General features: G+C 57.8%; 29 protein-coding genes. 11 read left to right on the top strand and 18 right to left on the bottom strand.

The window, feature by feature from the left end; genetic code table 11:
* Positions 1 to 58 precede the first annotated feature (58 nt).
* The 6 genes from rlmM to dinB all read right to left on the bottom strand — a co-directional run bounded on the left by rlmM (position 59) and on the right by dinB (position 6674).
* Positions 59 to 1153: a 23S rRNA (cytidine(2498)-2'-O)-methyltransferase RlmM gene (rlmM, locus tag L972_RS03420; RefSeq protein ID WP_005338617.1), complete on the bottom strand. Its 1095-nt coding sequence runs from the start codon at positions 1151 to 1153 to the stop codon at positions 59 to 61.
* Entirely contained in the window at positions 1146 to 1532 is a 387-nt protein-coding gene (locus L972_RS03415; RefSeq protein ID WP_047435533.1) for a DUF423 domain-containing protein, read from the bottom strand. The genes rlmM and L972_RS03415 overlap by 8 nt, the downstream gene beginning before the upstream one ends.
* Before the next feature lie 51 nt (positions 1533 to 1583).
* Entirely contained in the window at positions 1584 to 2213 is a 630-nt protein-coding gene (locus tag L972_RS03410; RefSeq protein ID WP_047435531.1) for an alpha/beta family hydrolase, read from the bottom strand.
* Positions 2206 to 3126 (bottom strand): transcriptional regulator GcvA, encoded by a 921-nt coding sequence (locus L972_RS03405; protein WP_005338622.1) that lies wholly within the window; start codon positions 3124 to 3126, stop codon positions 2206 to 2208. Before L972_RS03405 ends, L972_RS03410 begins: the two co-directional genes overlap by 8 nt.
* Positions 3127 to 3410: 284 nt before the next feature.
* Positions 3411 to 5552 (bottom strand): methyl-accepting chemotaxis protein, encoded by a 2142-nt coding sequence (locus tag L972_RS03400; protein WP_047435528.1) that lies wholly within the window; start codon positions 5550 to 5552, stop codon positions 3411 to 3413.
* A gap of 66 nt (positions 5553 to 5618) precedes the next feature.
* Positions 5619 to 6674 carry a DNA polymerase IV gene (gene dinB, locus L972_RS03395; RefSeq protein WP_081990682.1) on the bottom strand — a complete coding sequence of 352 codons (1056 nt, stop codon included), beginning with the start codon at positions 6672 to 6674 and terminating at the stop codon, positions 5619 to 5621.
* Positions 6675 to 6805: 131 nt separating this feature from the next.
* Here dinB and L972_RS03390 point away from each other — a divergent pair, with 131 nt between their 5' ends.
* Positions 6806 to 7012 (top strand): hypothetical protein, encoded by a 207-nt coding sequence (locus tag L972_RS03390; protein ID WP_005338629.1) that lies wholly within the window; start codon positions 6806 to 6808, stop codon positions 7010 to 7012.
* Positions 7013 to 7123: 111 nt separating this feature from the next.
* Here L972_RS03390 and L972_RS03385 read toward each other — a convergent pair whose 3' ends face one another.
* Both L972_RS03385 and L972_RS03380 read right to left on the bottom strand, forming a co-directional pair.
* Positions 7124 to 7684 carry a DJ-1 family glyoxalase III gene (locus tag L972_RS03385; RefSeq protein ID WP_047435506.1) on the bottom strand — a complete coding sequence of 187 codons (561 nt, stop codon included), beginning with the start codon at positions 7682 to 7684 and terminating at the stop codon, positions 7124 to 7126.
* 37 nt (positions 7685 to 7721) lie between these two features.
* The gene (locus L972_RS03380; RefSeq protein WP_047435503.1) at positions 7722 to 8675 is read right to left on the bottom strand and encodes a ketopantoate reductase family protein; all 954 of its coding nucleotides are present in this window, start codon (positions 8673 to 8675) and stop codon (positions 7722 to 7724) included.
* 200 nt (positions 8676 to 8875) lie between these two features.
* Here L972_RS03380 and L972_RS03375 point away from each other — a divergent pair, with 200 nt between their 5' ends.
* A complete protein-coding gene (locus tag L972_RS03375; RefSeq protein ID WP_047435500.1) occupies positions 8876 to 9358 on the top strand; it encodes a YajQ family cyclic di-GMP-binding protein in 483 nt (160 codons plus the stop codon).
* A gap of 107 nt (positions 9359 to 9465) precedes the next feature.
* On the opposite strand, the gene L972_RS03370 is transcribed toward L972_RS03375, so the two are convergent.
* The 5 genes from L972_RS03370 to L972_RS03350 form a co-directional block, all read right to left on the bottom strand.
* Positions 9466 to 10296 (bottom strand): nucleoside-specific channel-forming Tsx family protein, encoded by an 831-nt coding sequence (locus L972_RS03370; protein ID WP_047435495.1) that lies wholly within the window; start codon positions 10294 to 10296, stop codon positions 9466 to 9468.
* Between the two features lie 156 nt (positions 10297 to 10452).
* Positions 10453 to 11832, bottom strand: coding sequence for an AmpG family muropeptide MFS transporter (locus L972_RS03365; RefSeq protein WP_041202292.1), 1380 nt, complete (start codon positions 11830 to 11832; stop codon positions 10453 to 10455).
* A gap of 173 nt (positions 11833 to 12005) precedes the next feature.
* The gene (locus tag L972_RS03360) at positions 12006 to 12593 is read right to left on the bottom strand and encodes a peptidylprolyl isomerase (protein ID WP_042053243.1); all 588 of its coding nucleotides are present in this window, start codon (positions 12591 to 12593) and stop codon (positions 12006 to 12008) included.
* A gap of 2 nt (positions 12594 to 12595) precedes the next feature.
* Positions 12596 to 13180 (bottom strand): YajG family lipoprotein, encoded by a 585-nt coding sequence (locus tag L972_RS03355; protein ID WP_047435490.1) that lies wholly within the window; start codon positions 13178 to 13180, stop codon positions 12596 to 12598.
* Positions 13181 to 13197: 17 nt separating this feature from the next.
* Complete coding sequence (locus L972_RS03350; protein ID WP_047435487.1) at positions 13198 to 14331, bottom strand: methyltransferase; 1134 nt, start codon at positions 14329 to 14331, stop codon at positions 13198 to 13200.
* A gap of 205 nt (positions 14332 to 14536) precedes the next feature.
* Here L972_RS03350 and L972_RS03345 point away from each other — a divergent pair, with 205 nt between their 5' ends.
* The 9 genes from L972_RS03345 (at position 14537) to nqrM (ending at position 22396) form a co-directional block, all read left to right on the top strand.
* Complete coding sequence (locus L972_RS03345) at positions 14537 to 14851, top strand: BolA family protein (RefSeq protein WP_047435484.1); 315 nt, start codon at positions 14537 to 14539, stop codon at positions 14849 to 14851.
* A gap of 434 nt (positions 14852 to 15285) precedes the next feature.
* Positions 15286 to 16629 (top strand): Na(+)-translocating NADH-quinone reductase subunit A, encoded by a 1344-nt coding sequence (locus L972_RS03340; protein ID WP_005349684.1) that lies wholly within the window; start codon positions 15286 to 15288, stop codon positions 16627 to 16629.
* Between the two features lie 3 nt (positions 16630 to 16632).
* The gene (locus tag L972_RS03335; RefSeq protein ID WP_005338642.1) at positions 16633 to 17862 is read left to right on the top strand and encodes an NADH:ubiquinone reductase (Na(+)-transporting) subunit B; all 1230 of its coding nucleotides are present in this window, start codon (positions 16633 to 16635) and stop codon (positions 17860 to 17862) included.
* A complete protein-coding gene (locus tag L972_RS03330) occupies positions 17852 to 18640 on the top strand; it encodes a Na(+)-translocating NADH-quinone reductase subunit C (protein WP_005349682.1) in 789 nt (262 codons plus the stop codon). The genes L972_RS03335 and L972_RS03330 overlap by 11 nt, the downstream gene beginning before the upstream one ends.
* Entirely contained in the window at positions 18633 to 19265 is a 633-nt protein-coding gene (locus L972_RS03325) for an NADH:ubiquinone reductase (Na(+)-transporting) subunit D (protein WP_005338644.1), read from the top strand. The genes L972_RS03330 and L972_RS03325 overlap by 8 nt, the downstream gene beginning before the upstream one ends.
* Positions 19266 to 19268: 3 nt before the next feature.
* Entirely contained in the window at positions 19269 to 19865 is a 597-nt protein-coding gene (gene nqrE / locus L972_RS03320; RefSeq protein ID WP_005338645.1) for an NADH:ubiquinone reductase (Na(+)-transporting) subunit E, read from the top strand.
* A gap of 32 nt (positions 19866 to 19897) precedes the next feature.
* Positions 19898 to 21121, top strand: coding sequence for an NADH:ubiquinone reductase (Na(+)-transporting) subunit F (gene nqrF, locus L972_RS03315; RefSeq protein ID WP_005338656.1), 1224 nt, complete (start codon positions 19898 to 19900; stop codon positions 21119 to 21121).
* Between the two features lie 3 nt (positions 21122 to 21124).
* Positions 21125 to 22162 (top strand): FAD:protein FMN transferase ApbE, encoded by a 1038-nt coding sequence (locus tag L972_RS03310; RefSeq protein ID WP_005338666.1) that lies wholly within the window; start codon positions 21125 to 21127, stop codon positions 22160 to 22162.
* 9 nt (positions 22163 to 22171) lie between these two features.
* Entirely contained in the window at positions 22172 to 22396 is a 225-nt protein-coding gene (gene nqrM, locus L972_RS03305) for a (Na+)-NQR maturation NqrM (protein ID WP_005338668.1), read from the top strand.
* Between the two features lie 73 nt (positions 22397 to 22469).
* On the opposite strand, the gene L972_RS03300 is transcribed toward nqrM, so the two are convergent.
* From L972_RS03300 to L972_RS20560, 5 genes are all read right to left on the bottom strand, one after another.
* Positions 22470 to 23009 (bottom strand): DUF3833 domain-containing protein, encoded by a 540-nt coding sequence (locus tag L972_RS03300; protein ID WP_047435477.1) that lies wholly within the window; start codon positions 23007 to 23009, stop codon positions 22470 to 22472.
* A gap of 14 nt (positions 23010 to 23023) precedes the next feature.
* Positions 23024 to 23566: a chalcone isomerase family protein gene (locus L972_RS03295; protein WP_047435474.1), complete on the bottom strand. Its 543-nt coding sequence runs from the start codon at positions 23564 to 23566 to the stop codon at positions 23024 to 23026.
* A complete protein-coding gene (locus L972_RS03290; RefSeq protein WP_005338671.1) occupies positions 23523 to 23744 on the bottom strand; it encodes a TIGR02450 family Trp-rich protein in 222 nt (73 codons plus the stop codon). The genes L972_RS03295 and L972_RS03290 overlap by 44 nt, the downstream gene beginning before the upstream one ends.
* The gene (locus tag L972_RS03285) at positions 23741 to 24217 is read right to left on the bottom strand and encodes a DUF2878 domain-containing protein (RefSeq protein WP_047435471.1); all 477 of its coding nucleotides are present in this window, start codon (positions 24215 to 24217) and stop codon (positions 23741 to 23743) included. The genes L972_RS03290 and L972_RS03285 overlap by 4 nt, the downstream gene beginning before the upstream one ends.
* 2 nt (positions 24218 to 24219) lie before the next feature.
* Positions 24220 to 24819 (bottom strand): class I SAM-dependent methyltransferase (locus L972_RS20560; RefSeq protein ID WP_047436024.1); only part of this gene is annotated, 600 nt, incomplete at its 5' end.

Raw genomic sequence — 24819 nt, 5'->3', positions numbered from 1 at the left:
AAGGCCGACAGATTTCCCTGTCGGCCTTGGTATTTATCGTACGGGCAGAACTGCTACATCACGCCTTGGGCTCGAGTTTGGAGACCCAGTACTTGTTGTAAACATGCACGGTGATCTCTTCCCGATCGTGATAGAGCTGCTTGGCCTGGATCACGAACGCGTTGTCGATCTCCTTGAGCATCTCGCGCAGCACCTCGATATTGTGTACCGACTCGGCATAACGCTTCTTCATCGGCAGCTTGAGGTTGAACATCGCCTCCTGGCAGTCACCCTCACGGAACCAGTCCGCAATCATGTGAACGACCCGCGCCGGTTTATCGACCATGTCGCACACCAGCCAGTAGGTGTTCTTCTTGCTCGGACGCCAGACGAAACCGTCATCCCGGATATGCTTGACCTGACCGGTATCCATCAGGGATTGGGCCATCATACCGTTGTCGACCGCCGTCACCATCATGCCACGGCGCACCAACTGATAGGTCCAGCCACCCGGGCAGGCGCCCAGATCCACCGCCTTCATGCCTGAACAGAGACGCACATCCCACTCTTCCCGCGGCACGAACACGTAAAACGCCTCCTCCAGCTTGAGGCTGGAGCGGCTCGGTGCATCGGCCGGGAAGCGCAGGCGCGGGATCCCCATGTGGAATCCGGAGTTGTTGAACGAGTAGGAGTAACCCAGCAACACGTGATCATTGGCCATGAAGAAGGCGTGGAACACCGGACGGTTTGGCGTCTCCTTCTTGGTCAGGATCTCGTTGCTGCGCAGCGCCTGACGAAGCGGCACGGTGAACTTGCGGCAGAAGGCCGACAGCTCTTTCGCTTCGTTGGTATCCGCGGTTTCGACCCGCAGATCGCCGCAAATGGTGTAGTCACTCACCGCCTCAAGGATCGGGGAGATCCTGTCCGCGACATCCAGATCCTTCAGCTCATGGGTGACCACCAGCATCTGACGGATGAAGATGAGCTCCCGGAATGGCAGCTTGCGAGCCAGCAGGTCCGCCTGCTCCTCGTCATACAGTTCGAAGATCACATAACCGCTGTCGTCCTTGACCCGGGCGAAACCGTAGCACTGCATGTTACCGGCACGCTCGGTGATCTCTGCAGCCGCCTCTTTCTCAAAACCGGGGCGGCAATAAAGCAGCAGATTATTCATTTTTTCCTCCAAGACGACAGCCAGCCCAGATCAGGGCCGTCCATCCCAACATAAAACAGAGGCCACCGGCCGGGGTAATCAATCCCAGTCCCTTGCTGCCAAGCAGCACCATGGCGTAAATACTGCCGGAAAATCCGATGATCCCCAGCACAAAAGCGGTGCCAGCCAGGTGGATCACCCTGCTGCGCACACCACACCAGCCCAGAACCAGCAGGGCCAATGTGTGAAAAAACTGATATTGCACGGCGGTATTGAATGCCGCCAGACGCTCGGGCGTAATGCCGGTCGCCGCCAATCCATGGGCGCCATAAGCCCCCAGCATGGTGGCCGTCAACCCGAAGAGACCGGCCAGTATCAGCCAATGTCGATGGATCTGCATCCTCACTCTCCCTCTCTCATCGCGGCTGGCAATAAAGCCAACCCTCTCGTGCTATCCATGCCGGGCCACAAAATGGCTGATGGCCGCCGCTGCATGCTGCATATTATCCTGCTCACTCACGCCACTGGCTTTACGCGGTTTGAAACCATGATCACCATCGGTCAACCAATGGACCGATACGGCGGGTGAGAAGGGGAAATCGGCCAGTTCGGCGCGACTACCGAAGGTATCGCGCTCCCCCTGCAACAGCAGGGTTGGTACTGCAATATGCTTGAGTACCTCGCCTCGCCAGCTGTCGGGCTTGGCCGGAGGGTGGAAAGGATACCCGAGAATGAGCAATCCTGCAGCATTCATCTCACCCTCGCCTTCGCTGTACAGTTCCGCCGCCATCCGCCCGCCCATCGACTTGCCCGCCAGAAACAGCCGTGGATGGGCAAACTCGCGGATCATGTCGCGCCAATGGGCTAGCAGCACAGGTGCTCTGTCCGGCGGGCGGCGCTTGCCATCCTGTGCACGCTTTGTCATGTAGGGAAAGTTGAAGCGCACCACTTCGATGTCGGGGCCAGCCAGCAGACGTGACAACTCGGTAAGAAAGGCATGATCCATCCCCGCGCCTGCCCCGTGGGCCAGCAAAATGCGAACGGGGGCATCAATTGCCCCCTCGCGGATTACATCAGGCATCGGCGAGCCTTGCCCTGCGACGCGCCTCTTCCTGCTCCACCAGCTCCAGCATCCAGTCGCGGAAGGCAACGATCTTGCCCTGATCCGACTGTTGCTCCTGACACACCAGATAGAAAGCATTTTTGCTCACCAGCACCTGCTCGAATGGGCAGATAAGGCGGCCGGCCTCAATCTCGGGTTGTGCCAGCACGCTGTGGCCAAGCGCCACCCCCTGGCCGTGGATCGCCGCCTGGATCACCATGGTGGAGTGGCTGAAGATGGGCCCCTGATTGACGTTGGGTGCATCGATGTCGAGCTGGCGGAACCAGGCCTTCCAGTCGCGGCGGGAGGTATCGTGCAGCAGGGTATGAAGAGTCAAATCTTGCGGCGTACGCAGCGGTTTGGGCCCGGTCAGCAGCAAGGGGGAGCAGACCGGGATCAGGTATTCGGTATGGAGCTTGTCCGAGCGCAGACCCGGCCAGTTGCCGCGCCCGTAGTAGATAGCCACATCAACATCGTCGGTGAGGGAGCCTTCATCTAGGTCGACCGCCTTGATCCGCACGTCGATATCGGGATGGCGCTCGCTGAACTTCACCAGCCGCGGCACCAACCACTGGATGGCGAAACTCGGCTGCAAACTGACAGTCAACGCCCCCTTGGCACTGCGGGCCAGCAGCTTGTCGGTCGCTTCCGAGATGGAGGCAAAGATGTCCTTGATATCCAGAAAATAGCCCTGCCCCTCTTCGGTCAACAACAAGGAGCGGTTTTTGCGGCGGAACAACTTGATGCCAAGATACTCCTCCAGCGCCTTGATCTGGTGACTGATGGCAGCCTGAGTCACAAACAACTCTTCTGCTGCGCGGGTAAAGCTTAAGTGACGAGCCGCTGCTTCAAACGCCTTGAGGGCATTGAGCGGGGGTAAACGACGAGACATGACACCAGCCGACGATGAGTTTTTCTAATGGGGCGCATTATAATTTGTCGGTTGCGGGTCGACCAGTGAATAAACATAATTCGCCCAGCAATCAGTCGTCATATGGCTCACATTTTCTACTACGTGTTGGTTTACATGTGTTTTTAGTGAGCCTTTCGACTGTGATTGTGGTGTTGTGTTTCTTCCTCTGCGGGAAGAGGGGCTCAAATCTCACCGGTTTGACCCAGTCTGTCATCTGAATGTGTTTGGCGCCTCCAGCTGGATGGCGCCTTTTTTCATCCCTTCTATACCTTGAACTGCCCCACCAGCTGCTGCTGTTTATCCGCCAGCGCAGAGAGCTCGCGACCATTTTCGGCGGAGGTCGCCGCCTCGGCCCGAATGGTGTGGCTCACATCGCGAATGTTGCTGACGTTGCGGTTGATCTCGTCCGCCACCCGGCTCTGCTCCTGCGCCGCCCGGGCAATCTGCTCGTTCATCTGATGGATGGTGGAGACCGACTGGATAATCTGCTCCAGCACCTGCACCGAGAGATCCACCTTGGCGAGCGTCTCGTCAGCCTGACCATGACCATCTCGGATCGCCTTGACCACGGCGCCGGTACCGGATTGCAGTTGGCTGATCAGAGTCTGGATCTCGACGATGGCATTCTGGGTGCGACCGGCCAGATTGCGCACCTCATCGGCCACCACGGCAAAGCCACGGCCCTGCTCACCGGCCCGCGCCGCTTCAATAGCCGCATTCAGCGCCAGTAAGTTGGTCTGCTCGGCAATTCCCTGAATCACGGTGAGAATATCGTTGATGTTGTCGCTGTTGGCGGAGAGTCGCTCCACCACCGGCTGGGCATCGTTAATGATGGTCATCAGCTTGCGCATCGCCTCCTGGGTGTCGGCAACGACATATTTGCCCTCTTGCGCCGCGGCATCAGTGGTGTTGGCGGCTGCCACCGCCGAGCCGGCATTACCGGAGACCTGCAACGCCGTGGCGCTCAGCTCTTCAAATGCCGTCGCCACCAGATCGATCTCCTGATACTGGGCCTGCATGCCGCTGCTGGTGCGCTCGGCCACCTGCGCGGCTCGCTCGGCACTGTTGCGCGTACCGGAGACGGTATCAATCACCTGACTGATGGTGGATTGCAACTTGTTGAGGAAGCTGTTGAACCACTTGGCCAGCTCGCCGATCTCGTCTTGCCGCTGGATCTCGATACGCTGGGTCAAATCCCCCTCGCCGCTGGCGATATCCTTGAGGCGGGCAACTACAGCGCGGATGGGCGCCACAATCTGGCGCGCCATCAACCAGATAAAACTCAGGGCAACCAGCGAGATCAGCACTCCGATCGACAGCTGCGAGACCACGCTGCTATTGGCCTCACTGGCCAGCTCATCTTGCAGTTGCTGGGCCGAGGCCAGTACTACGGCCCGTGGCAATTCAATGTAGATGCCCCATTTACGGTCGGTGCCACGCATGGATACCGGGACAAAGGTCTGCAACAGGGCGCCGTCGCTGCTCCAGCGAGTCAGCTCCTGCCCCTGACTGAGCCAGCCTTTCAGCTCGCTGGCCAGCCCCTGATACTTCTGATCCAGCCCGCGCCCCATGGCCACATCGAACTCATCGGCTCCCGCCACGCGCCCCTCGTGACTGACCAGCAAGATTCTGCCCTTGCCGTCATAGAGCTCCTTGTCCATGGTACTGACCAGACTCTGCAAAGTGGCCAGCGAGATATCGACCCCGACCATCCCCAGCAAGGTCTCCTGCTCCAGCAGCGGGACAGTCACCGAGGTCATCAATATCTGTTTATCGCCCACATCGTCCAGATAGGGCTCCAGCAGGCAGAGGGTTCGGGTGCGAATGCTGCAGCGATACCACTCGTTTTCGATGCCACCAGCCTCGGTCGGGCTCTCATCGGCCAGTACATCCTCATTCTGCACTTCCGGCTCTATCTTGCCGTTGTCATAGGCCCAGTAACTGGAAAAACGCCCCTTGTCGTTGGAACCCAGCGCCGTTGAGCCCTGATAGTTGCTGTCTTCCCCATCCAGCTGATCAGGCTCGAACACCGCATAGACACCAAGCAGATTGGTCGATGAGGCAACGGCATCGTGCAGTTGCTGATTGACGGCGCTGCGCAGCGCCTCCGAATGGACAAAGTTCTCGGCCGCATTCTTGCGCTGGAACAACACGCTCTCTGCCAGCAAACTGGCGCGGAAATAGGCCTCATCGAGATAGCTGGTTACCTTGGCCGCCTGCTCCGAGCCCATCGCCTTCATCCAGTTCTCGGCAGACTGCTGCGCCTCGTGCATGGTGGCTTGCCGCACCTGCTGTTGCATCTTGTTCGCGTTGTAAATCGAAGAGGCAACCAGAGCGGCGGCTGTCACCAACAGACAGCAACCGGCGATCAGGGTAATCCGACCCTGGACAGAAAGAGCGCTCATGCCAATATTCCTACGTCATACAGATATGGATAGATTATCGACTTTATAAACAAAAACTTAACTCTCTCACAGCAAATCCAGCGAGAGTTGATTAACTTCACCCTCTTTTGGCAAACCCACCACCAAGCCCAGCAGGCGAACCGAACGCCCTTGCGCCCGCTGTAGCCCCTCTTTGAGCAGGGGAACGAACAAGGCTGGCTGATAGCCACCCTGACTGCGATAGACGGTGGTCTGGTGGAAGTCGGCAAACTTGAGTTTAATCCCCTGCCCCATCACCTGCTCGGCAGGGCACGCCAGCTGAAATCGCCGTTCTAGCTCCGGCAGCAGTTGCTGCAATACCGTCAGGCAGGCGGCTTCGTCACAAACATCGCTCGCCAGGGTGGTCTCCACCCCGATGGTTTTGCGGATCCGGTGCGCCTGCACCGGCTGTTCATCCAGCCCCCAGATCCGGGTCGTCAACATCTCCCCCAGCTTGCCAAAACGGCTGCACAGCTCTTGTGCCGACAAGGCCCGCGCATCCTCACAGGTGTAGAGCCCCTGTGCCTCCAGCCGCTCGGCAGTCTTGCGCCCCACCCCGGGCAGTTTGCCGAGGGGCAACTGGCAGACAAATTCAGCCACTTCGTCGGGACGAATGACAAACAGACCATCAGGCTTGCGCTGCTCCGAGGCGAGCTTGGCGAGAAACTTGTTGGGGGCCACTCCAGCCGAGGCGGTCAATCCCAGTTCGGTGACGATGGCTTGCCGGATCTCTTGCGCCATCAGGGTGGCGCTGCCGCCACAGCAACGACTGTGGGTCACGTCGAGGTAAGCCTCGTCCAGCGACAGTGGTTCAACCTGATCGGTATAGCGCAGGAAAATGGCCCTGAGCTGACGGGAGATATCCTTGTACACCGCCATTCGCCCAGGGATCAGTACCAGCGGCGGGCAGAGTTTTTTCGCCAGCGCGCTCGGCATGGCGGAGCGCACCCCGAACCGGCGCGCCACATAGTTGCAGGTCGAGATGACGCCGCGCCGCTCGGAGGACCCACCGATGGCGAGCGGCACCTCCCGCAACGCCAGATTGTCCCGCATCTCCACCGCGGCAAAAAAGCAGTCCATGTCGATATGGATGATCTTGCGCATACCACTGTATAAATAAACAGACATGGCATCATCTTACCCCAAGGATAACCGCAGCTCTATCTCTCTCGTTGCGGCTAAAATAGTAGACTCCAAGGAGACCTTTACTACCACAATGACAAGGAGCGTTCGGGATGAAATATCTTTGGCTGGGACTCTGTTTGCTGCCGTTGACCGGCATCGGCAAGAACAACCCGACGGCAGAGTGCCGCTGGCTGTACGACCGGATTGAGATACTGGAACAGGCTATCAAGAAAGGAGACAAGCTCGGCACAGAGCAAGAATTGGCACGCTGGAAAACTGAGTACAACAAAAAACAGTGCTCACAGTACGACTACTGAGCCGGACAAGATGGCGTGACCGACAACGGCAGATAACAAACGGGCCCCGATCAAAATGATCGGGGCCCGTTTTTCAAAGCATGGCCAGCTTGATTCTGCAGCAGAGTGCGCTCAAGGCAGCACCATAGGGCCAGCGACAGTGGCCGCCACTTCATCCCCACGCAGCACCCGGACCAGTTCAAGCGCAAACTCGATGGCGCTGCCCGGCCCCTGGCTGGTGATAAGGCGATGAGCCTCATCTCTGACTACCCGCTCATGTGACAGCTGCGATGTCGGTAGTCGGGACTGAAAGCCGGGATGACAGGTAACGATGGCATCACCCAGCAGACTGTGATGTTGCAACACCACCACAGGGGCGGCGCAGATGGCAGCGAGCCAGCGGCCAAGAGCGGCCTGCTCTTTGAGCAGATCGATGGCCAGCGGGGTATCGCGGATCACTTCGCTGCCGGGCAAACCGCCGGGCACCACGATGGCTTCAAAGTCCCGACGGGTCAGCTCGTCGATATGACAATCAGCCACCAGCTGTACCCCACGCGATGCCTTCACCTGACGGGATCCGGCTGGGCAACAAGAGGCCAGCACCACCTCGATGCTGGCACGCACCAGGGTATCGACAATCGCGACCGTCTCTATCTCTTCCGACCCGGGGGCCACCAGCACCAGTACACTCACGTTCGCCTCCTTGCAGCTTGCTCTGCCATGTAAAAGATCAGACGGCCTGACTCTTCTCTTTGATCGCCTGATAGAGACCCTGATTGACCGGTACTGCAATGCCATGCAGGGCAGCCTTGGCCAACAGGAAGCCGGTGATGGCCTCAATCTCGGTCTCGCGTCCCAGCTCCATATCCTGATGCATGGAGGAGTAATTGTCAGCGGTCAGTTCCACCACTGTCATCACCCGGCGTTGCAACTCCTCTGCCGTGGTTGCAATCCCTTCGGCACACATCACATCCGCCACCTCCACGCAGATCTGCTGCAGGGCATCGGCAAAACGGGGGCCAGCCAGCTCGCCATTTTTCAGCTTGTAGAGAGCCGTCAGGGGATTGATGGCACAGTTGATGGCCAGCTTTTGCCACTGGCGCGTCAATACCTGCTCATCCCAGCCGGCCTGCCCCAGTGCCAACGCCAGCTCGTCCGCGAGCGCGGCATGGGACTTGGCGGCATCGTTGATCGGGCCAAGCCAGGTTTCCCCCTTGCCAGTATGACGGAAGACAAAATGGCCGCACTGCATGGCGCCATGGCTGGTGACACCGGCAATCACCGGATTGTGCGGGAACATCTCGACCACCTGCTCGGCAATCCCCATCCCGTTGTGCAGCAGCACGATCGGCACGCCGGCATCAAGCTTACCCACCAGCGGTGTCAGTGCGGCAATCACCTGACTGGCCTTGGTCATCACCAGCAGACGCTGGATCTTGCCGGGTTTGCTGACAAATCCGCGCTCGATATTGAGCAGCTGGACATGCCCTTCCAGCGAGGTGAAATCGATCCCCGGATGGAGCGTGGACTTATGATGTTCGCGCAACAAGACACGGGTGGATTGACCACTCTGGGTCAGCAGGGAGGCAAAAACGCCGCCGAGGGCGCCACAACCCAACAGTGACCACTTCGGAGTAACGGCTGGAATAACGGGCTGTCGGGAATTTTTTAATCCGCTTGGCATGGTGTGACTCTGTCAGGGTAAGGGTTGCAATCCTCTCAACCTGTTACCGGGGAAAAGTGAAGATGTCGCTAGTGGACACTAACGGGTCCACCCGTCCTGTGCGCAGGGGATTCTAGCAGAGCAACCCCATCAAAATCAGCAAATTTGCCCGTTTTCTGGTAGATTTGCCCCCCGATAACGCAACATGAGGAGCTCCGGCTATGCCGTCATTCGATATTATCTCTGAAGTCAAAATGAACGAGGTGTTGAACGCAGTCGACAACGCCAATCGTGAACTGGCCACCCGTTTCGATTTTCGTGGGGTAGAAGCCAGCTTCGAGTTGAACAAGGAAGAGGTAAAGCTGGAAGCCGATGCTGATTTCCAGCTCAAGCAGATGGTCGAAATCCTGCGCGGCGCCCTGCTCAAGCGCAACATCGAAAACAGCTCCATGGAAGTGGGTGACTCCGTTCACTCCGGCAAGCGTTTCCACCTGACCGTCAAATTCAAGCAGGGGATCGAGAAAGAGATCGCCAAGAAGCTGGTCAAGCTGATCAAGGACTCCAAAATCAAGGTACAGGTCGCCATCCAGGGTGATGAAGTACGTGTCACCGGCAAGAAGCGTGACGATCTGCAAGAGACCATGGCACTGGTCCGTGGCGCCGAACTGGGTCAACCGATGCAGTTCCAGAACTTCCGCGACTGATTTATCCACTCAGCCGTGGCGCACTTGATGACTCGCGCCACGCTATCTAAATCGCGGCCATAAAAAAACCGGAGCAGATGCTCCGGTTTTTTGTACCCCAAGTTTTATTAGAACTTGTAGGTAACGTCGAAGTAGTGACCGAAGCCTGTAGTTTTCAGGTGCAAATCAGGCTTGTCTGTCGGGTCAGGCTGGTAACCATTTTTGATGCCGTACACATCATGGAAGTATTTCAGACCATAGCCAACAGCAAAGCGGTCATTGTGCCAGTAGATACCGTTAAACATGTTGGTACCAGTACTGGAGCTGTCTTTGGCATCAAACAGGTGATCCAAGTAACCCTGATAGGCAACAAAGCTGCCGTTGGAGAAGGTGTAGAAAGGCTTGAACCAGTTCACGGAGAACTGATAGCCATTCCAGCCTTGCTCACCGCTACCTTCATTAACATGACGAGCGTAAAGGTTCATGCCCATCTTGCCGAACCAAGGTACCATCACATCAGCGCCCAGACCGGTCATAGCTTCAAACTGGCCATCTGCACCGCCAACGTTAATAAGGTTAGCTACGTACAACTCTTGAACCGGACCAAACGAGAGATCTTTACCAGTCATACCATCGATAGAGATACGCGGAGCGAACTTGATAAACATGTTTTCGCCGTTGTGCTTATCGCTATGGCTGCTCTGGAAAATATCGAATACATCGACATAACCATACAGATCAAAAATACCGGAACGACCACCAAACTCCATTTCAAAATAAGTGTCGTTGAAATCTTGTCCATCAGCATGCGGCATCTGATCGATGGTATGCATGACGTTGAACTGGAACCATTTGAAGTCATTCTTGTGGATATCACCGCTGTAGTCAGCAGCGAAGGCCGGGGTAGCGGCAGCAGCCAGCAGACCGGCAGCGATCAGAGTCTTGGTAAATTTGGCCATTTTATTGGTCTCTTGTGCGTTAGTTGAGGTTTTCCGTAGCCTGCCCACAAGGAGCGAGAGGGATTCTAATCAAATAAAATTGGGGGTGAAACAACTTCTCGGGAACTTTATCCGGAAGTGTGAATCTAATCACCCCCGATTCTACGCAAACGCTTGCTATTTGTCAGCCGTTGAGAGCAACTCACTCCCTTTTCTGGCGACCAGCACAATCAACAACAACACGGGCAAGCCCAATAAACTGGTTCCGACAAAGAAGGCACTGTAGCCAATCTGCTCCACAACCTGTCCGGAAAAACCGGCCAGCAACTTGGGTAGCAGCAACATTACCGAGCTGAACAGGGCGTACTGAGTGGCCGAAAATGCCACATTGGTCAGGCTGGAGAGATAGGTCACGAAGGCCGCGGTCGCGATACCGGCACTGAGGTTGTCGAGGGAAATGATCAGGGTCAGCAGCTCCAGGTTGTGACCAACCTGATTGAGCAGGGCAAACAGCAGGTTGGTGCTGGCAGTGAGCAGCGCCCCCAAGAACAGGATGCGCAGCGTACCGAAGCGCATCACCAGCACGCCCCCCAGCGCCGCCCCCACTAGCGTCATGATGACGCCAAACACCTTGGTAATGGTCGCAACCTCGGTCTTGCTGAACTGCATATCCACATAGAAGCTGTTGGACATCACCCCCATCACCACATCAGCAACCCGATAGCAGGCGATCAGAGCCAGGATCAGCAGCGCCGAGCTGCCATAGCGACGAAAGAAATCGGCAAACGGACACCAGACCGCCTCATAGCCCCAGGCCCCCGCACTCGCCAGCAGCGCTGGCCACCCTTTTTCCAGGAGCTGCGCCTTGCGTTCGGCCTGTTGTTTGCCCTGCTCGGCCAGATCGATATCCGGCTCGTGGCAAAACAGCGTGGTGATAACCCCGAGTGACATCAGACCCGCCATCACCAGATAGGTAATCTGCCAGCCACGATAGTCATAGCCACTATTGCTGCCAAACCACGCTGCCAGCGCCAGCGCACCGGCGCCCGCCATGATCATCGCCAATCGGTAACCGGTCATGTAGGAGGCCGCCATCGCCGCCTGTAGCCGCTCGGGAGCAGATTCGATGCGATAGGCGTCGATGACGATATCCTGCGTGGCCGAGGCAAAGGCCACCAGCAGGGCAAACATCGCCAGCTGGGCCAGCTCGGTCTTGGGATCGCAGAACGCCATGCCGACCAGCGCGGCGGCAATCAGCAGCTGGGAGAAGAACATCCAGCTGCGGCGACGCCCCAGTAGCGTGGAGAGCAACGGCAGCGGCATGCGATCCACCAGCGGCGACCACAGCCATTTAAAGCCATAGGCGAGCGCCACCCAGCTCATATAGCCGATATCGGTCAGACTGACATCGGCCTCGCGCAACCAGAATGAGAGGGTACCGAACACCAGCAGCAGCGGCAGACCCGATGAAAAACCCATGGCAAAGAGAATAAACACCCGAAATTCGAGATAGACGGCGAGGGACTCTCTCCAGCTTGGTTTGCGGATCATGTTCAACTACCTGACGACTTTGGAAAAGTGCGTCATTTTGGCAGGTTGATGGCAGATAGCCAAGGCGAGCAAAGAGATAGGCAAAAGAAGTCCGGATAGAGAAAAGGCCCATCCTGAACGGGATGAGCCTTGTATTGTGACCTGACGAGGGCGAGGTGACGAACCGCGTCCGGCGAGAGTTACTTGCCCGCTTTCTTGTCAACTTTCTTGTCTGCCGGAGTTTCTGCCAGCAAGACCACCTTCTTCAGAATGATGGGACTGGTCGGCACATCGTTGGCGCGCAGAATGGGGCTGTAACCGGTCTGTACCTGAGCCAGTTTGTCCAGCACCTCCATCCCCTGAACCACCTGACCGAACACGGTATAACCCGCAGAGCCACCGGCGTTGAGGTTATTGTTGTCGACCAGATTGAAGTAAAACTGGCGAGTAGCGCTGTCGACCGCCTGGGTGCGAGCCATAGCGATGGAGCCACGCTTGTTGGGCAGACCGCCGCGCGACTCGTTGACCACAGGCTCATAAGTCGGCAGTTGCTGGAACTGCTGGTTGTAGCCCCCACCCTGCACCACGAAATCCTGGATCACCCGGTGGAAGATGCTGCCGTCATAGCTGCCATCAGCCACGTAGCGCAGGAAGTTCTTCACCGTCTGGGGCGCCTGCTTGGACGCCAGCTCCACCACGATATTGCCGTGGTTGGTCTCCATTCTGACTTTCGGGCCTGCGAACGCCAGCGGGGCGATCAGCATGGCCAGCAACCAGAGTTTTTTCATCATCAGACCCCTGCGCCGTTCGGTTGACCTTTAAGGTAACCGCGCAGCGCCTCATCGGCCATGATCTGCTGCAGCACGCTACCCAGTTGCAGGTTCAGTGTAGACTCCAGGTCGGCCATGCTTGGCTCGCTCGGGCTCTCCTTGCTGGAGGACATGTTGAACTGCTTGGTCAGACGGTTGCCCTGGAAATCGGCGATCACCTGCAGGCTGACGCGGGATTTGGTGACATAGGTAAAGGTCTTCTCTTCCACATTGACTGCGGCGTTGGAGATCACCAGCGTCAGGTTGGTGGTGCCACTGTTGCCCACTTCGAGACCCTGGCTGCGCAGCCCTTCGGCCAGCCGCTCGGCCATCAGCAGGTTGAGCGGACGCTCACTGTTGACCAGGACGGGGGCTTTCTCTTTATGTTTGATAGAGAAGACGTAGGCAGCCTCACGCTTGTCTACCCCTTCCATGGTGATGCGATTGCCAGAGTAGTATTGCTGGTTGGCGGGGATCACCTGCGGATTGAGCAGCGCCGTCTCCGGCCAATGAGTGGCACACCCGCCCAGCATCAGGGCGGCCAGCAGCAAGAGTGACTTTTTCATCATGGTTTCCTTTGGCTTTAGCGTTTGATGGCTTTCAAAATAACGAATTTGCTGTTCGACGCAACGACTTGTGCGTTGGCAAACAAGCGCTTGAGTTTGTTGTGATAGTCCAGATGACGGTTGCCTACTATCCAGAGTTCACCCCCTTGAGGCAACACCCGGTGCGCATCGCTGAACATCTGCCAGGCGATATGATCGGTGATCGCCTGCAGCTGATGGAAAGGAGGGTTGCAGAGGATCCGATCCGCCGAGCCGACCGCCACCCTGTCGAGACAGTTATTGACCATAAAGCGGGCTCGCGGCAGTGCATCAGGCAGATTGTGCTCGACGTTGAGCTGTGCCGAGGCGACAGCCATATAGGATTCATCGATAAAGGTCACCTCCACCTCGCTGTCTTTGGCAAGCAGCGACAGACCCAGCACCCCGTTACCACAGCCCAGATCGATCACCTTGCGGGCACTGTGGATGGGCAGGTTGTCCAGCATAAAGCGGGCACCGATATCGAGACTGGTGCGCGAGAAGACGTTGGCATGGTTGTGGATGAGCATGCCACTCCCCTCCAGCGGCCAGACAGTCGGGAAGGGGTTGGCCAGCGCGGGACGTTCTGCCTGCGGCTCGCAGTGAATGAGACGCGCCTTTTTCCAGGCCAGCGAGGTACGGGTAAGCCCCAGATACTTCTCGAACAACTTGAGGGTGGAGGTATGAATATCCTTCGCCTTGCCGGCAGCGATAACGCGGGTTGCCGGTGTCACCACCTCGCGCAGCGCTAGCAGTTGCTGCTCCAATAGAGCCTGATATTTGGAGACCTTGATCACCACCAGCGCAGGGGCATCGGGCAGCGGCGCCAGCACATCCTGCAAGCGGATACCACCAGCATCCAGCCCGTTTTCGGCCAGATTGGCCAGAGTCGCTCGCTCACTGATGTAGGAGTCGGTGACGCAGCAGGGGGAGTGCGGATGCAGATAGGCGGCCAGCGCGCCAAAGCCGTCATTCATGATGATGACAGGGCCCGCCTGCTCGAGGGGGGACTCCGCCAGGGTGTTGATCAGATATTCGTCAGCCGCATCCCAGGCTTGCAGGGTCTCCTGACTCTGGCGCGGATAGCGGTAGAGCGTGAGCTGGCAATGGGGAGTGTCGAGAAGGGTTTGCATAGGAAGAGTCCAACCTCGGCTTGATTCGTGTATACAGGCGCCAGGGGCGACGCAAAGTGGCGCTATTCTAGCGAGGAGCAGGAATTTCACCAGTTCGATGCGCATCAAGGGGGGCAACTGACAGGTGATTTCCCTCTTACGGGGACTTATTCCATCCCGCGACTGCCGATAGAATGGCCCGACATTCACTCTGGAAGCCGATCCGATGACCATCCAACAACTGATTGAAGCCAAACTGAGCGCCGCCCTCTCCCCTACCGTGCTGGAGGTGATCAACGAGAGCCACATGCACCGTGTGGAACCGGGATCTGAGAGCCACTTCAAGGTGGTGATCGTCAGCGAGCAATTTACAGGGCAGCGGCTGCTGGCCCGTCATCGTCAGGTCAATGCTGTGCTGGCCGACGAGCTGGCCGGTGCCGTTCATGCACTGGCACTGCATACCTACACAGAGACCGAGTGGCGGGAAAAAGGCCACGCCCCGCGCACCCCGAGCTGCGTTGGCAAACCGTCGCTGTCCTGAAACCGGTTGTACCACAGGATTTCCCTCGAGAACCTGCCAACAAAAATTAAACAAATTTCCCCCATTGGCCCCGAAAAGGCTACATCGAAGGGGGTATATTTCGACATCAAGGCTTTTTGCTGATAGTGGAGACAACGGCAAATACCCCCATCGAGGTATCGAAATAAAAAAACCTTTAAAACCACTACTTACAAGGTGTCAGGGGCTTATTCATTGCAGGTTAATTTTGTGATGGCACGGGGATTTTGCCCATTTGGCATGGCAGAAAATGCACCTTAAGTGGTAAACTCAAGCGCTTTTGAGTGAGCCTGCATGTTGAATAATTGTTGAGCCTGCCCACCTGGCGCAACCACAACATCAACTCATTCAACCACCCGTCGTGATGTATTTCTCGGCGCTAACCAACCTCTCCCGTAACGGTAGTGCAAGTAAGTATGATTACAATCAAAAGAGGACTGGACATCCCCGTGCTGGGTGCGCCAGAGCAAGTAATCTACGATGGCCCCGCCATCACCCGTGTTGCGACACTGGGCGAGGAGTTTGTGGGGATGCGACCTACTATGTTCGTCAAAGTAGGTGATCGCGTCATCAAAGGTCAGGATCTTTTTGAAGACAAGAAGAATCCGGGCGTTAAATTCACAGCTCCTGCCACCGGTGTGGTTTCAGAGATCAACCGTGGTGCCAAACGTGTTCTCCAGTCTGTGGTCATCGACCTCGACGGTTCCGATGAACAGGTGACGTTTGAGCATTTTGCCTCTGCCGAGCTGGCCAAGCTCGAGCGCAGCAAGGTGCAAGAGATCCTGGTCGCATCAGGTCAGTGGACTGCGTTGCGTACCCGTCCGTTCAGCAAAGTCCCCGCGGTAGCGTCTGCCCCGCGCGCCATCTTTGTGACTGCAATGGACACCAACCCGCTGGCAGCCGATGCCGAGCTGATTATCAAGGAACAGCCGCAGGCCTTCCTCGATGGTCTGGCCGTATTGACCCGCCTGACCGACGGCGCCGTCTACGTCTGTAAAGGCGAAGGCAGTCTGCCCCACTCTCCGCTGGCTCAGGTCAAGGAAGAGATCTTCGTTGGTCCGCACCCTGCCGGTCTGCCGGGTACCCATATCCACTTCCTGGATCCGGTCAGCAGCACCAAGGTGCAGTGGCACATCAACTATCAGGATGTGATTGCATTCGGCAAGCTGTTCACCACCGGTCAGATCTTCACTGACAAGGTGATCGCGCTGGCTGGCCCGAACGTGCTCAAGCCGCGTCTGCTGCGTACCCGTCTGGGCGCCTGCATCAGTCAGCTCACCAATAATGAGCTGCGTGCCGACGAAAACCGTATCATCTCCGGTTCTATCCTGAGTGGTGCCAAAGCCGAAGGTGTTCACGACTACCTGGGCCGCTACCACAATCAGGTTTGCGTGCTGGGTGAAGGTCGCGAGAAAGAGTTCCTGGGCTGGATCAACCCCAGCGCCAACAAGTTCTCTATCACCCGTACCACCCTCTCTCATCTGATGAAGGGCAAGCTGATCAACTTCACCACCACTACCAACGGTAGTGACCGTTCCATGGTGCCTATCGGCAACTATGAGCGGGTGATGCCACTCGACATCCTGCCGACCCTGCTGCTGCGGGACATGGTCTCCGGCGATACTGACGGTGCGCAAGCACTGGGCTGCCTGGAGCTGGATGAGGAAGATTTGGCGCTCTGTACCTTTGTCTGCCCTGGCAAGACAGAGTACGGCCCGATCTTGCGTGAGTGCCTGACCAAGATTGAACTGGAAGGTTAAGCGATGAGTTTCAAGCAACTTCTTGAAAATATGGAACACCACTTCGAACCGGGTGGAAAGTACGCCAAGTACTATGCTCTGTTCGAAGCGGCGTACACCCTGTTCTACACCCCGGGTAGCGTTACCCGCAACGCCTCCCACGTTCGTGATGCGCTCGATCTGAAGCGCATGATGATCATGGTGTGGCTGGCCGTGTTCCCGGCCATGTTCTGGGGCATGTACAACGTTGGTAACCAGGCGATTGCCGCCATTGCCCACATGGGCTCGGCTGCTGGTGCCAGCAGCTGGCAATATGCCCTGGCTACCATGCTGGGCGCCTCCCTCGATCCGGCTGTAGCCGGTATCGGCAGCAAGATGCTGATCGGCGCCACCCACTTCTTCCCGATCTACATCACCGTCTTCTTTGTCGGTGGTTTCTGGGAAGTGCTGTTCGCCATGGTGCGCAAACACGAGATCAACGAAGGCTTCTTCGTGACCTCCATTCTGTTTGCCCTGATCGTGCCGCCCGAGCTGCCCCTGTGGCAAGCTGCGCTGGGTATCACCTTCGGTGTGGTGATGGCCAAAGAGGTGTTCGGTGGTACCGGCAAGAACTTCCTGAATCCGGCGCTGGCTGGTCGTGCGTTCCTGTTCTTCGCCTACCCGGGCCAGATCTCCGGTGACGCCGTGTGGGTTGCCGTTGACGGTTTCTCCGGCGCGACTGCCCTGAGCCAGTGGGCCCAAGGCGGCCAGATGGCGCTGATCAACGGTGCAACCGGCCAGGCTATCAGCTGGATGGACGCTTTCCTGGGTAACCTGCCGGGTTCCATCGGTGAAGTCTCTACCCTGATGATCCTGCTGGGTGCGGCCATGATCGTCTACATGCGCATCGCCTCCTGGCGCATCATCGCCGGCGTGATGATCGGTATGATCGCCACCTCCTTGCTGTTCAACGTCATCGGTTCCGATACCAACCCCATGTTCAACATGCCGTGGCATTGGCATCTGGTACTGGGTGGCTTCGCCTTCGGTATGGCCTTCATGGCGACCGACCCTGTCTCCGCAGCCTTTACCAACAAAGGCAAGTGGTGGTATGGCGCCCTGATCGGCGTAATGGTCGTGCTGGTTCGCGTGGTCAACCCTGCGTTCCCGGAAGGCATGATGCTGGCCATTCTGTTTGCGAACCTGTTTGCTCCCCTGTTTGACCACTTCGTCGCTCAGGCAAACATCAAGCGGAGGATTGCTCGTGGCGTTTAATAAAGATTCAACCCTCGGCACCGTCAGCGTGGTCACCGGCCTCTGTCTGGCCTGTTCCATCGTGGTATCCGTTGCCGCTGTGGGCCTGCGTTCTACCCAGCAGGAAAACAAGGCGCTGGACAAGCAGAGCAACATTCTCGCCGTAGCCGGTGTGGATGTAAGCGAAGTGGCCAAGCGCGACCTGGCCAAACTGTATGGCGAGAAGATCGAAGCGCGTCTGGTGGATCTGGCAACCGGTGACTTTGTTGACGGCGATGCCGACAACTTCGACACCAAGCTGGCAGCCAAAGATCCGGCCCGCAGCATCCGTCTTGCCGCAGCTGACGACAAGGCCAGCCTGCGTCAGATCTCCAAGCAGATCCCGGTATTCTTCGCCAAGGATGCCGAAGGCAAGATCGACAGCATCATCCTGCCCATCTACGGTCAGGGTCTGTGGTCGACCATGTATGCCTTCGTCGCCGTTGCCGCTGATGGCCAGACCATCAAGGGCATCACCTACTATGACCACGGTGAAACACCGGGTCTGGGTGGCGAGATCGAAAACCCGGCCTGGCAGGCGCTGTTCAAGGACAAGAAACTGTTCGACCAGAATGGCATGCCGGCGCTGCGCGTCATCAAGGGCCATGCTCCGGCGGGCTCCGAGCACGAGATCGATGGTCTCTCCGGTGCCACTCTGACCGGTAACGGCGTACAGCATACCTTCGACTTCTGGATGGGTCCCAAGGGCTTCGGTCCTTTCCTGGCCAAGGTTCGTGCAGGAGAAATCAACAATGGCTGACAAGAGCGAAATGAAGAAGTTGCTGTTGACGCCTGTGCTGGGCAACAACCCCATCGCCTTGCAGGTGCTGGGTGTCTGTTCTGCACTGGCGGTTACCAGCCAGATGAAAACTGCGTTTGTAATGACCCTCGCGGTCATGGCGGTCACCGCCTTCTCAAACCTGTTCATCTCCCTGATCCGCAACCAGATCCCGAACAGCGTCCGGATCATCGTGCAAATGGCGATCATCGCCTCACTGGTTATCGTGGTTGACCAGGTGCTCAAGGCGTACGCCTATGACATCTCCAAGCAGCTGTCGGTCTTCGTGGGTCTGATCATCACCAACTGTATCGTAATGGGCCGCGCCGAAGCGTATGCCATGAAGAGTGCCCCGCTGCCCTCCTTCCTGGATGGTATCGGCAACGGTCTGGGCTATGGTGCCATTCTGCTGAGTGTCGCGACCGTGCGTGAACTGCTGGGCTCCGGCACCTGGTTCGGCATCGAGCTGCTGCCGCTGGTGAACAACGGTGGCTGGTATGTGCCCAACGGCCTGCTGCTGCTGCCGCCGAGTGCATTCTTCATCATTGGTCTGATCATTTGGGGCGTGCGCACCAAGGATCCCAAGCAGGTGGAGGCGAAGGATTAAGGTATGGAACACTATCTGAGTCTGTTGATTAAATCGATCTTCATCGAAAACCTGGCACTCTCCTTCTTCCTGGGGATGTGTACCTTCCTGGCGGTGTCCAAGAAGGTAAAGACCTCCATGGGTCTGGGTATTGCCGTTATTGTGGTGCAGACCATCGCGGTTCCTGCCAACAACCTGATCTACAACTACGTGCTTAAAGATGGCGCTCTGGTATCCGGCCTGGATCTGAGCTTCCTGAGCTTCATCACCTTCATCGGTGTGATTGCAGCACTGGTACAGATCCTGGAGATGGCGCTGGACAAGTACTTCCCGGCACTCTACAACGCGCTGGGTATCTTCCTGCCGCTCATCACCGTGAACTGCGCCATCTTCGGTGGCGTCTCCTTCATGGTGCAGCGTGACTACAACTTCATGGAGTCTGTGGTCTACGGTGTGGGTTCAGGGGCAGGCTGGATGCTGGCGATCGTTGCGCTGGCAGGTATCCGCGAGAAGATGAAGTACTCCGATGTTCCGGAAGGCCTGCGCGGTCTGGGCATCACCTTCATCACCGCCGGTCTGATGGCGCTGGGCTTCATGTCCTTCTCTGGTATCTCCCTGTAATCGGCTTTCCTGCAATCAGAAAGGAACGATAGATGGAAATTATTTTGGGTGTGGTCATGTTTACCGTGATCCTGCTGGCACTGGTGGCAGTCATTCTGTTCGCCAAGTCCAAGCTGGTGACCGCGGGCGACGTGACAATCAGCATCAATGGTGACCCGGCCAAGGCTGTGACCAGCCCGGCCGGTGGCAAGCTGCTCGGCGTGCTGGCTGGCAGCGGTATCTTCGTCTCCTCCGCCTGTGGCGGCGGTGGCTCATGCGGCCAGTGCAAGGTACGGGTGAAATCCGGTGGCGGCGACATTCTGCCGACCGAACTGGATCACATCAGCAAGGGCGAAGCCCGTCATGGCGAGCGCCTGGCCTGTCAGGTTACCGTTCGCTCCGACATGGATATCGAACTGCCGGAAGAGATCTTCGGGGTGAAGAAGTGGGAATGTACTGTTATCTCCAACGATAACAAAGCCACCTTCATCAAGGAGCTCAAGCTGCAGATCCCCGACGGCGAGAGCGTACCGTTCCGCGCCGGTGGTTATATCCAGATTGAAGCCCCGGCTCACCACGTGCACTACAAGAACTTCGATATTCCCGAGGAGTATCGCGGTGACTGGGATCGCTTCAAGATTTTTGAGCTGGAGTCCAAGGTCGATGAGCCGATCATCCGTGCCTACTCCATGGCCAACTATCCGGAAGAGTTCGGCATCATCATGCTGAACGTGCGTATCGCGACCCCGCCGCCCAGCAACTGGACTGCCCCTCCGGGACAGATGTCCTCCTACATCTTCAGCCTGAAGGCTGGCGACAAGGTGACTATCTCCGGTCCGTTCGGTGAGTTCTTCGCCAAAGACACCGATGCCGAAATGGTATTCATCGGTGGTGGTGCAGGTATGGCGCCAATGCGTTCCCATATCTTTGACCAGCTGCGTCGCCTGAAGTCCAAGCGCAAGATGAGCTTCTGGTACGGTGCCCGTTCCAAGCGCGAAATGTTCTATGTCGAAGACTTTGACATGCTCGCCGCCGAGAACGAGAACTTCACCTGGAACGTCGCGCTGTCTGATCCGCAACCGGAAGACAACTGGGACGGCTACACCGGCTTCATCCACAACGTGCTCTACGAGAACTATCTCAAGAACCACGAAGCACCGGAAGATTGCGAGTTCTACATGTGTGGACCTCCGGTGATGAACGCTGCCGTCATCAACATGCTCAAAGACTTGGGCGTTGAAGACGAAAACATCCTGTTGGATGACTTTGGTGGTTAATCCATGCACAGTGTTGTAAAGACCTGGCTAGCCTTCGGGCTAGCCTTTTTCTTGACTGGGTGCGGTCAGGAGACAGTCCAATCCAAGCCGGAGATCCACATCACCGGTAGCACCATGGGCACTTACTACTCCATCAAGGTGGCGGACAGCGCCATCAGCGATCCGGCCAAGCTTCAAGCTGAGGTGGATGTGTTGCTGGAGCGGGTCAACGATCAGATGTCGACCTATCGCCCCGATTCCGAACTGTCGCGCTTCAACCAGAGCCGTGACAACAAACCGGTAGTGGTCTCCCGCGATACCGCACGGGTCGTCACAGAGGCCATTCACATTGGCCGTGAGAGCCAGGGGGCGCTGGACGTCACCGTTGGCCCCTTGGTCAATCTGTGGGGCTTTGGCCCGGACAAGAAGCCGACCAAGGTCCCCTCCGACGAGCTGATCACCCAGACTCGCCAGAAGACCGGTCTGGGCAACCTGCACGTCATCACCTCGGTGGATGCCGATACCCTGCAAAAAGATATTCCGGACCTCTACGTCGATCTCTCCGCCATCGCCAAGGGCTTTGGTGTGGACAAGGTAGCCGAGTATCTGGAGTCACTGGGTGCGCGCAACTATCTGGTGGAGATTGGTGGCGAGCTGCGGATCAATGGCGTCAACGGCAAGGGTCACCCCTGGCGCGTGGCCATCGAGAAGCCCACCGCAGGCACCGGTACGGTGCAAGAGGTGATCGTGCCCGGTGACAACGGGGTGGCCACCTCCGGCGATTACCGCAACTACTATGAACTGGATGGTCAACGCTTCTCCCACACCATAGATCCGCGCAGCGGCAAGCCGATCCAGCACCGTCTGGTATCGGTCACCGTGATCCACCCCTCCTGCATGACCGCAGACGGGCTGGCCACCGTATTTATGGTGATGGGGACCGAGAAGAGCCTGGCCTATGCCAACGAGCGCGGCCTGGCGATCTTCGTGATCACCAAGACGGACAACGGCTTTGAAGAGGCTTACTCCGATGCCTTCAAGCCCTATCTGGTCAAGAAGTAAGAGGTAGAGATGCAGATTTTTCTGATCACCTTCGGGGTATTCATGCTGGTGATAGCCGCCATGGCTATCGGTTACATCTTCCAGAAGAAGACCATCTCCGGCTCCTGTGGCGGTCTGGGTAGCGTCGGCATCGAGAAAGAGTGCGATTGCCCGGAACCCTGCGACAACCGCAAGAAGAAGATGGCCAAGGAAGAAGCCCGTCGCAAGATGCTGGAAGAGAACCGCATCATCTGATGACTCTGATTGTTCGATAAACAAAAGCGCGCCATCGGCGCGCTTTTTACTGGGCGTTATCTTGCGTTAACGGTCAGGGCTGACGTTCGATATAGAGGATAACCTCGCCAAGATGGATACCGAACTTGCTGATCTCGGCACGATTGATCAGACGCTCTTCGTCCAGCAGGTACATCCAGTCATCGAAGCTCACCCGCACTACCTCGCCATCCGGTAGCGCCAGATCGAGCTGATAACGCCAGTTGAGGGCGAACCCTTCGCTTTTACCCACCGCCTCTCCCACCACATCGGAAGCAGTACCGCGCCAGTGACCATCATCGCCCTTGCTCAGATACCAGGTACGGGTCTGCTGGCGGCCATCGTCAAAGTAGAACTGTTCGAACAGCTCTCCCTTGCCATCCTTCCAACGACCCACCATCTCGACCCGAAAGCGACTGGTCACTTCGCCGCTGCGGTCGGTTACCAAGCCGTGAGCCACTAATTTACCGTTGAAGAAACGGGCGAGATCCCAGTTTGGCCCCTGCCCCCGATAGTCATCGAGACTGGCACCACAGCCGCTCAACAGCAAAAAAGGGAGCAACAGCAACCAGCGGTATGCACGATAGAAAAACATTGGAAACTCCATGCTCAGGGTTGGCCACGCAGGCGGCGGGTAAGGGCGGGATCGCGGCTGTTGTCAGCCAGCCAGATGGCGAGAAAAGCGGCCGAGAATTGCGGATCGGCCAAGGTGCCGAGGGGTTTTTCCTGCCACCAGAAGTGGCCTGTCCCGCCCTTGTCGACATAGAAGGTGAGCTTGTCGCCTGCCTGCACATCGGGCCAGAGTGCAGCGAGCTGGCCGAGCCAGCGCTGACGTTCGGCGTCGGAGCCAAGACCGAGCCGCTGCCACTCGGCGGCGGTGGCGCTCAGCAGATCTTGCCGCTCGATGGATCTGGCATAGGTGAGGGTCAGGGCCTGCGGATAGTGACCGGGCTGATAGCGCCCGCTCGCACTGTAGAGGGTGGCATCGTAGAGCTTGAACCAGAGCCAGTTCATCTCCCCCTGCCCGACCGGGCGCAGCTGCTGCCAAGGGGCGGCAGAAGCCTGCACCGCGGTTGCAGCAAAGAGCGTAAACGCCAGCAGCAGCGGGTTAATTCCACCCCATATGCCAGTGGTTGGGGTCTTCCAGTTCATGCCAGTCCATCTCCTGTTCCTGCAGGGTGTTGATATCCTGCATCACCACCTGCACCAGCTGCCCCTGCGCATCCCGCTGGCAGGCAACCACCAGATAGAAGCGATCAGTGAGCTCATGCTGGCTCTCTTTGGTCCATTTGGAAAAAAGCAACGAGTCGGTCGAAAAGGTGTTTGTCATGACTCACCCTCCAGCTTGACCATTACCCACAGGAGTACGGGTAACCACCACATCCAGATCACTGCCAGCAGCACCGTGCTGATCCAGATGCCCCAGGGTAAGTGTACTGCCCCCATGGCGGCCCCCGCCACATAGGAGGAAGCACCGCCAAATACGCCAAACAGCGCCTGCTGCCAGCGAGGCAAGCGCAACAGCCAGCGCATACCGTGGGCCAGCGTCAGGGCAAAACCGAGCCAGAGCAGCACCAGCCAGAGGGGAAAACCGGACGGGAACCGGAACAGGCCGAGCTGCCAGAGCAGCACATCCAGCAGACAGCCGGCCACCGCAATGGGGAGCAGCAGCCAGTCACGCAGGCGGCTGGGTGAGAAGAGAAAGTGCAGCAGCAACATTGCCAGCAGCGGGCCCGGCTGCTGCCACTTCACCGCCAGCAACCAGTAGAGGTTGAACCCCAGCAGGTGAGCCCACTGCCACATGGTCAGTGACCGCTTACTGGCACATCACCCGACCAGCCAGCGGGCCCCGGCTTGGTGGCCTCCAGCTGCACCAGACTGATGGTGCGCTCCCGGAATCCCCCCTCGCAATAGGCAAAGTAGAAGTGCCACAACCGGATGAAATCCTGGCTGTAACCGAGCTTGGGCAGCTCGGGCGCCAACGCCAGAAAACGCTCGCACCAGTGAGCCAAGGTGCGGGCATAGTGATGGCCGTGATCGTGCAGCCGCACCAGCTGCATGTCGGTCTCCCGCGCCAGCAACCCCGCCATCTGGGAGACGCTCGGCAGGCAGCCGCCGGGGAAGATATAGCGCTGGATAAAATCGACCCCGCGCAGATACTGGGCGTGGCGCTGATCGGCGATGGTGATGGCCTGAATGAGCAGGCGGCCACCGGGCTTGAGCAGCCGTGACAACTGGCGGAAATAGTCGGGCAGGAAGGCGTGCCCCACCGCCTCGATCATTTCGATGGAGACCAGCTTGTCATAGGTGCCTTCCAGCTTGCGGTAATCCTCCAGCAGCAAGGTGATGCGATCCCCCAGCCCCTCCCGCGCAATCCACTCCTTGGCATAGTCATGCTGGGCCCG

The sequence above is a fragment of the Aeromonas sp. ZOR0001 genome, assembly GCF_000801015.1.
GTDB lineage: Bacteria > Pseudomonadota > Gammaproteobacteria > Enterobacterales > Aeromonadaceae > Aeromonas > Aeromonas veronii.
The sequence above is the reverse complement of the archived record's forward strand: the minus strand, read 5'-3'. Positions and strand labels throughout refer to the sequence as shown.

What these genes read in the sequence shown, in the direction of transcription:
- rlmM (WP_005338617.1), bottom strand. Translation starts at nt 1,153, where the DNA reads ATGAATAATCTGCTGCTTTATTGCCGCCCCGGTTTTGAGAAAGAGGCG.
- L972_RS03415 (WP_047435533.1), bottom strand. Translation starts at nt 1,532, where the DNA reads ATGCAGATCCATCGACATTGGCTGATACTGGCCGGTCTCTTCGGGTTG.
- L972_RS03410 (WP_047435531.1), bottom strand. Translation starts at nt 2,213, where the DNA reads ATGCCTGATGTAATCCGCGAGGGGGCAATTGATGCCCCCGTTCGCATT.
- L972_RS03405 (WP_005338622.1), bottom strand. Translation starts at nt 3,126, where the DNA reads ATGTCTCGTCGTTTACCCCCGCTCAATGCCCTCAAGGCGTTTGAAGCA.
- L972_RS03400 (WP_047435528.1), bottom strand. Translation starts at nt 5,552, where the DNA reads ATGAGCGCTCTTTCTGTCCAGGGTCGGATTACCCTGATCGCCGGTTGC.
- dinB (WP_081990682.1), bottom strand. Translation starts at nt 6,674, where the DNA reads ATGCGCAAGATCATCCATATCGACATGGACTGCTTTTTTGCCGCGGTG.
- L972_RS03390 (WP_005338629.1), top strand. Translation starts at nt 6,806, where the DNA reads ATGAAATATCTTTGGCTGGGACTCTGTTTGCTGCCGTTGACCGGCATC.
- L972_RS03380 (WP_047435503.1), bottom strand. Translation starts at nt 8,675, where the DNA reads ATGCCAAGCGGATTAAAAAATTCCCGACAGCCCGTTATTCCAGCCGTT.
- L972_RS03375 (WP_047435500.1), top strand. Translation starts at nt 8,876, where the DNA reads ATGCCGTCATTCGATATTATCTCTGAAGTCAAAATGAACGAGGTGTTG.
- L972_RS03370 (WP_047435495.1), bottom strand. Translation starts at nt 10,296, where the DNA reads ATGGCCAAATTTACCAAGACTCTGATCGCTGCCGGTCTGCTGGCTGCT.
- L972_RS03360 (WP_042053243.1), bottom strand. Translation starts at nt 12,593, where the DNA reads ATGAAAAAACTCTGGTTGCTGGCCATGCTGATCGCCCCGCTGGCGTTC.
- L972_RS03355 (WP_047435490.1), bottom strand. Translation starts at nt 13,180, where the DNA reads ATGAAAAAGTCACTCTTGCTGCTGGCCGCCCTGATGCTGGGCGGGTGT.
- L972_RS03350 (WP_047435487.1), bottom strand. Translation starts at nt 14,331, where the DNA reads ATGCAAACCCTTCTCGACACTCCCCATTGCCAGCTCACGCTCTACCGC.
- L972_RS03345 (WP_047435484.1), top strand. Translation starts at nt 14,537, where the DNA reads ATGACCATCCAACAACTGATTGAAGCCAAACTGAGCGCCGCCCTCTCC.
- L972_RS03340 (WP_005349684.1), top strand. Translation starts at nt 15,286, where the DNA reads ATGATTACAATCAAAAGAGGACTGGACATCCCCGTGCTGGGTGCGCCA.
- L972_RS03335 (WP_005338642.1), top strand. Translation starts at nt 16,633, where the DNA reads ATGAGTTTCAAGCAACTTCTTGAAAATATGGAACACCACTTCGAACCG.
- L972_RS03325 (WP_005338644.1), top strand. Translation starts at nt 18,633, where the DNA reads ATGGCTGACAAGAGCGAAATGAAGAAGTTGCTGTTGACGCCTGTGCTG.
- nqrE (WP_005338645.1), top strand. Translation starts at nt 19,269, where the DNA reads ATGGAACACTATCTGAGTCTGTTGATTAAATCGATCTTCATCGAAAAC.
- nqrF (WP_005338656.1), top strand. Translation starts at nt 19,898, where the DNA reads ATGGAAATTATTTTGGGTGTGGTCATGTTTACCGTGATCCTGCTGGCA.
- L972_RS03310 (WP_005338666.1), top strand. Translation starts at nt 21,125, where the DNA reads ATGCACAGTGTTGTAAAGACCTGGCTAGCCTTCGGGCTAGCCTTTTTC.
- nqrM (WP_005338668.1), top strand. Translation starts at nt 22,172, where the DNA reads ATGCAGATTTTTCTGATCACCTTCGGGGTATTCATGCTGGTGATAGCC.
- L972_RS03300 (WP_047435477.1), bottom strand. Translation starts at nt 23,009, where the DNA reads ATGTTTTTCTATCGTGCATACCGCTGGTTGCTGTTGCTCCCTTTTTTG.
- L972_RS03295 (WP_047435474.1), bottom strand. Translation starts at nt 23,566, where the DNA reads ATGAACTGGAAGACCCCAACCACTGGCATATGGGGTGGAATTAACCCG.
- L972_RS03290 (WP_005338671.1), bottom strand. Translation starts at nt 23,744, where the DNA reads ATGACAAACACCTTTTCGACCGACTCGTTGCTTTTTTCCAAATGGACC.
- L972_RS03285 (WP_047435471.1), bottom strand. Translation starts at nt 24,217, where the DNA reads ATGTGGCAGTGGGCTCACCTGCTGGGGTTCAACCTCTACTGGTTGCTG.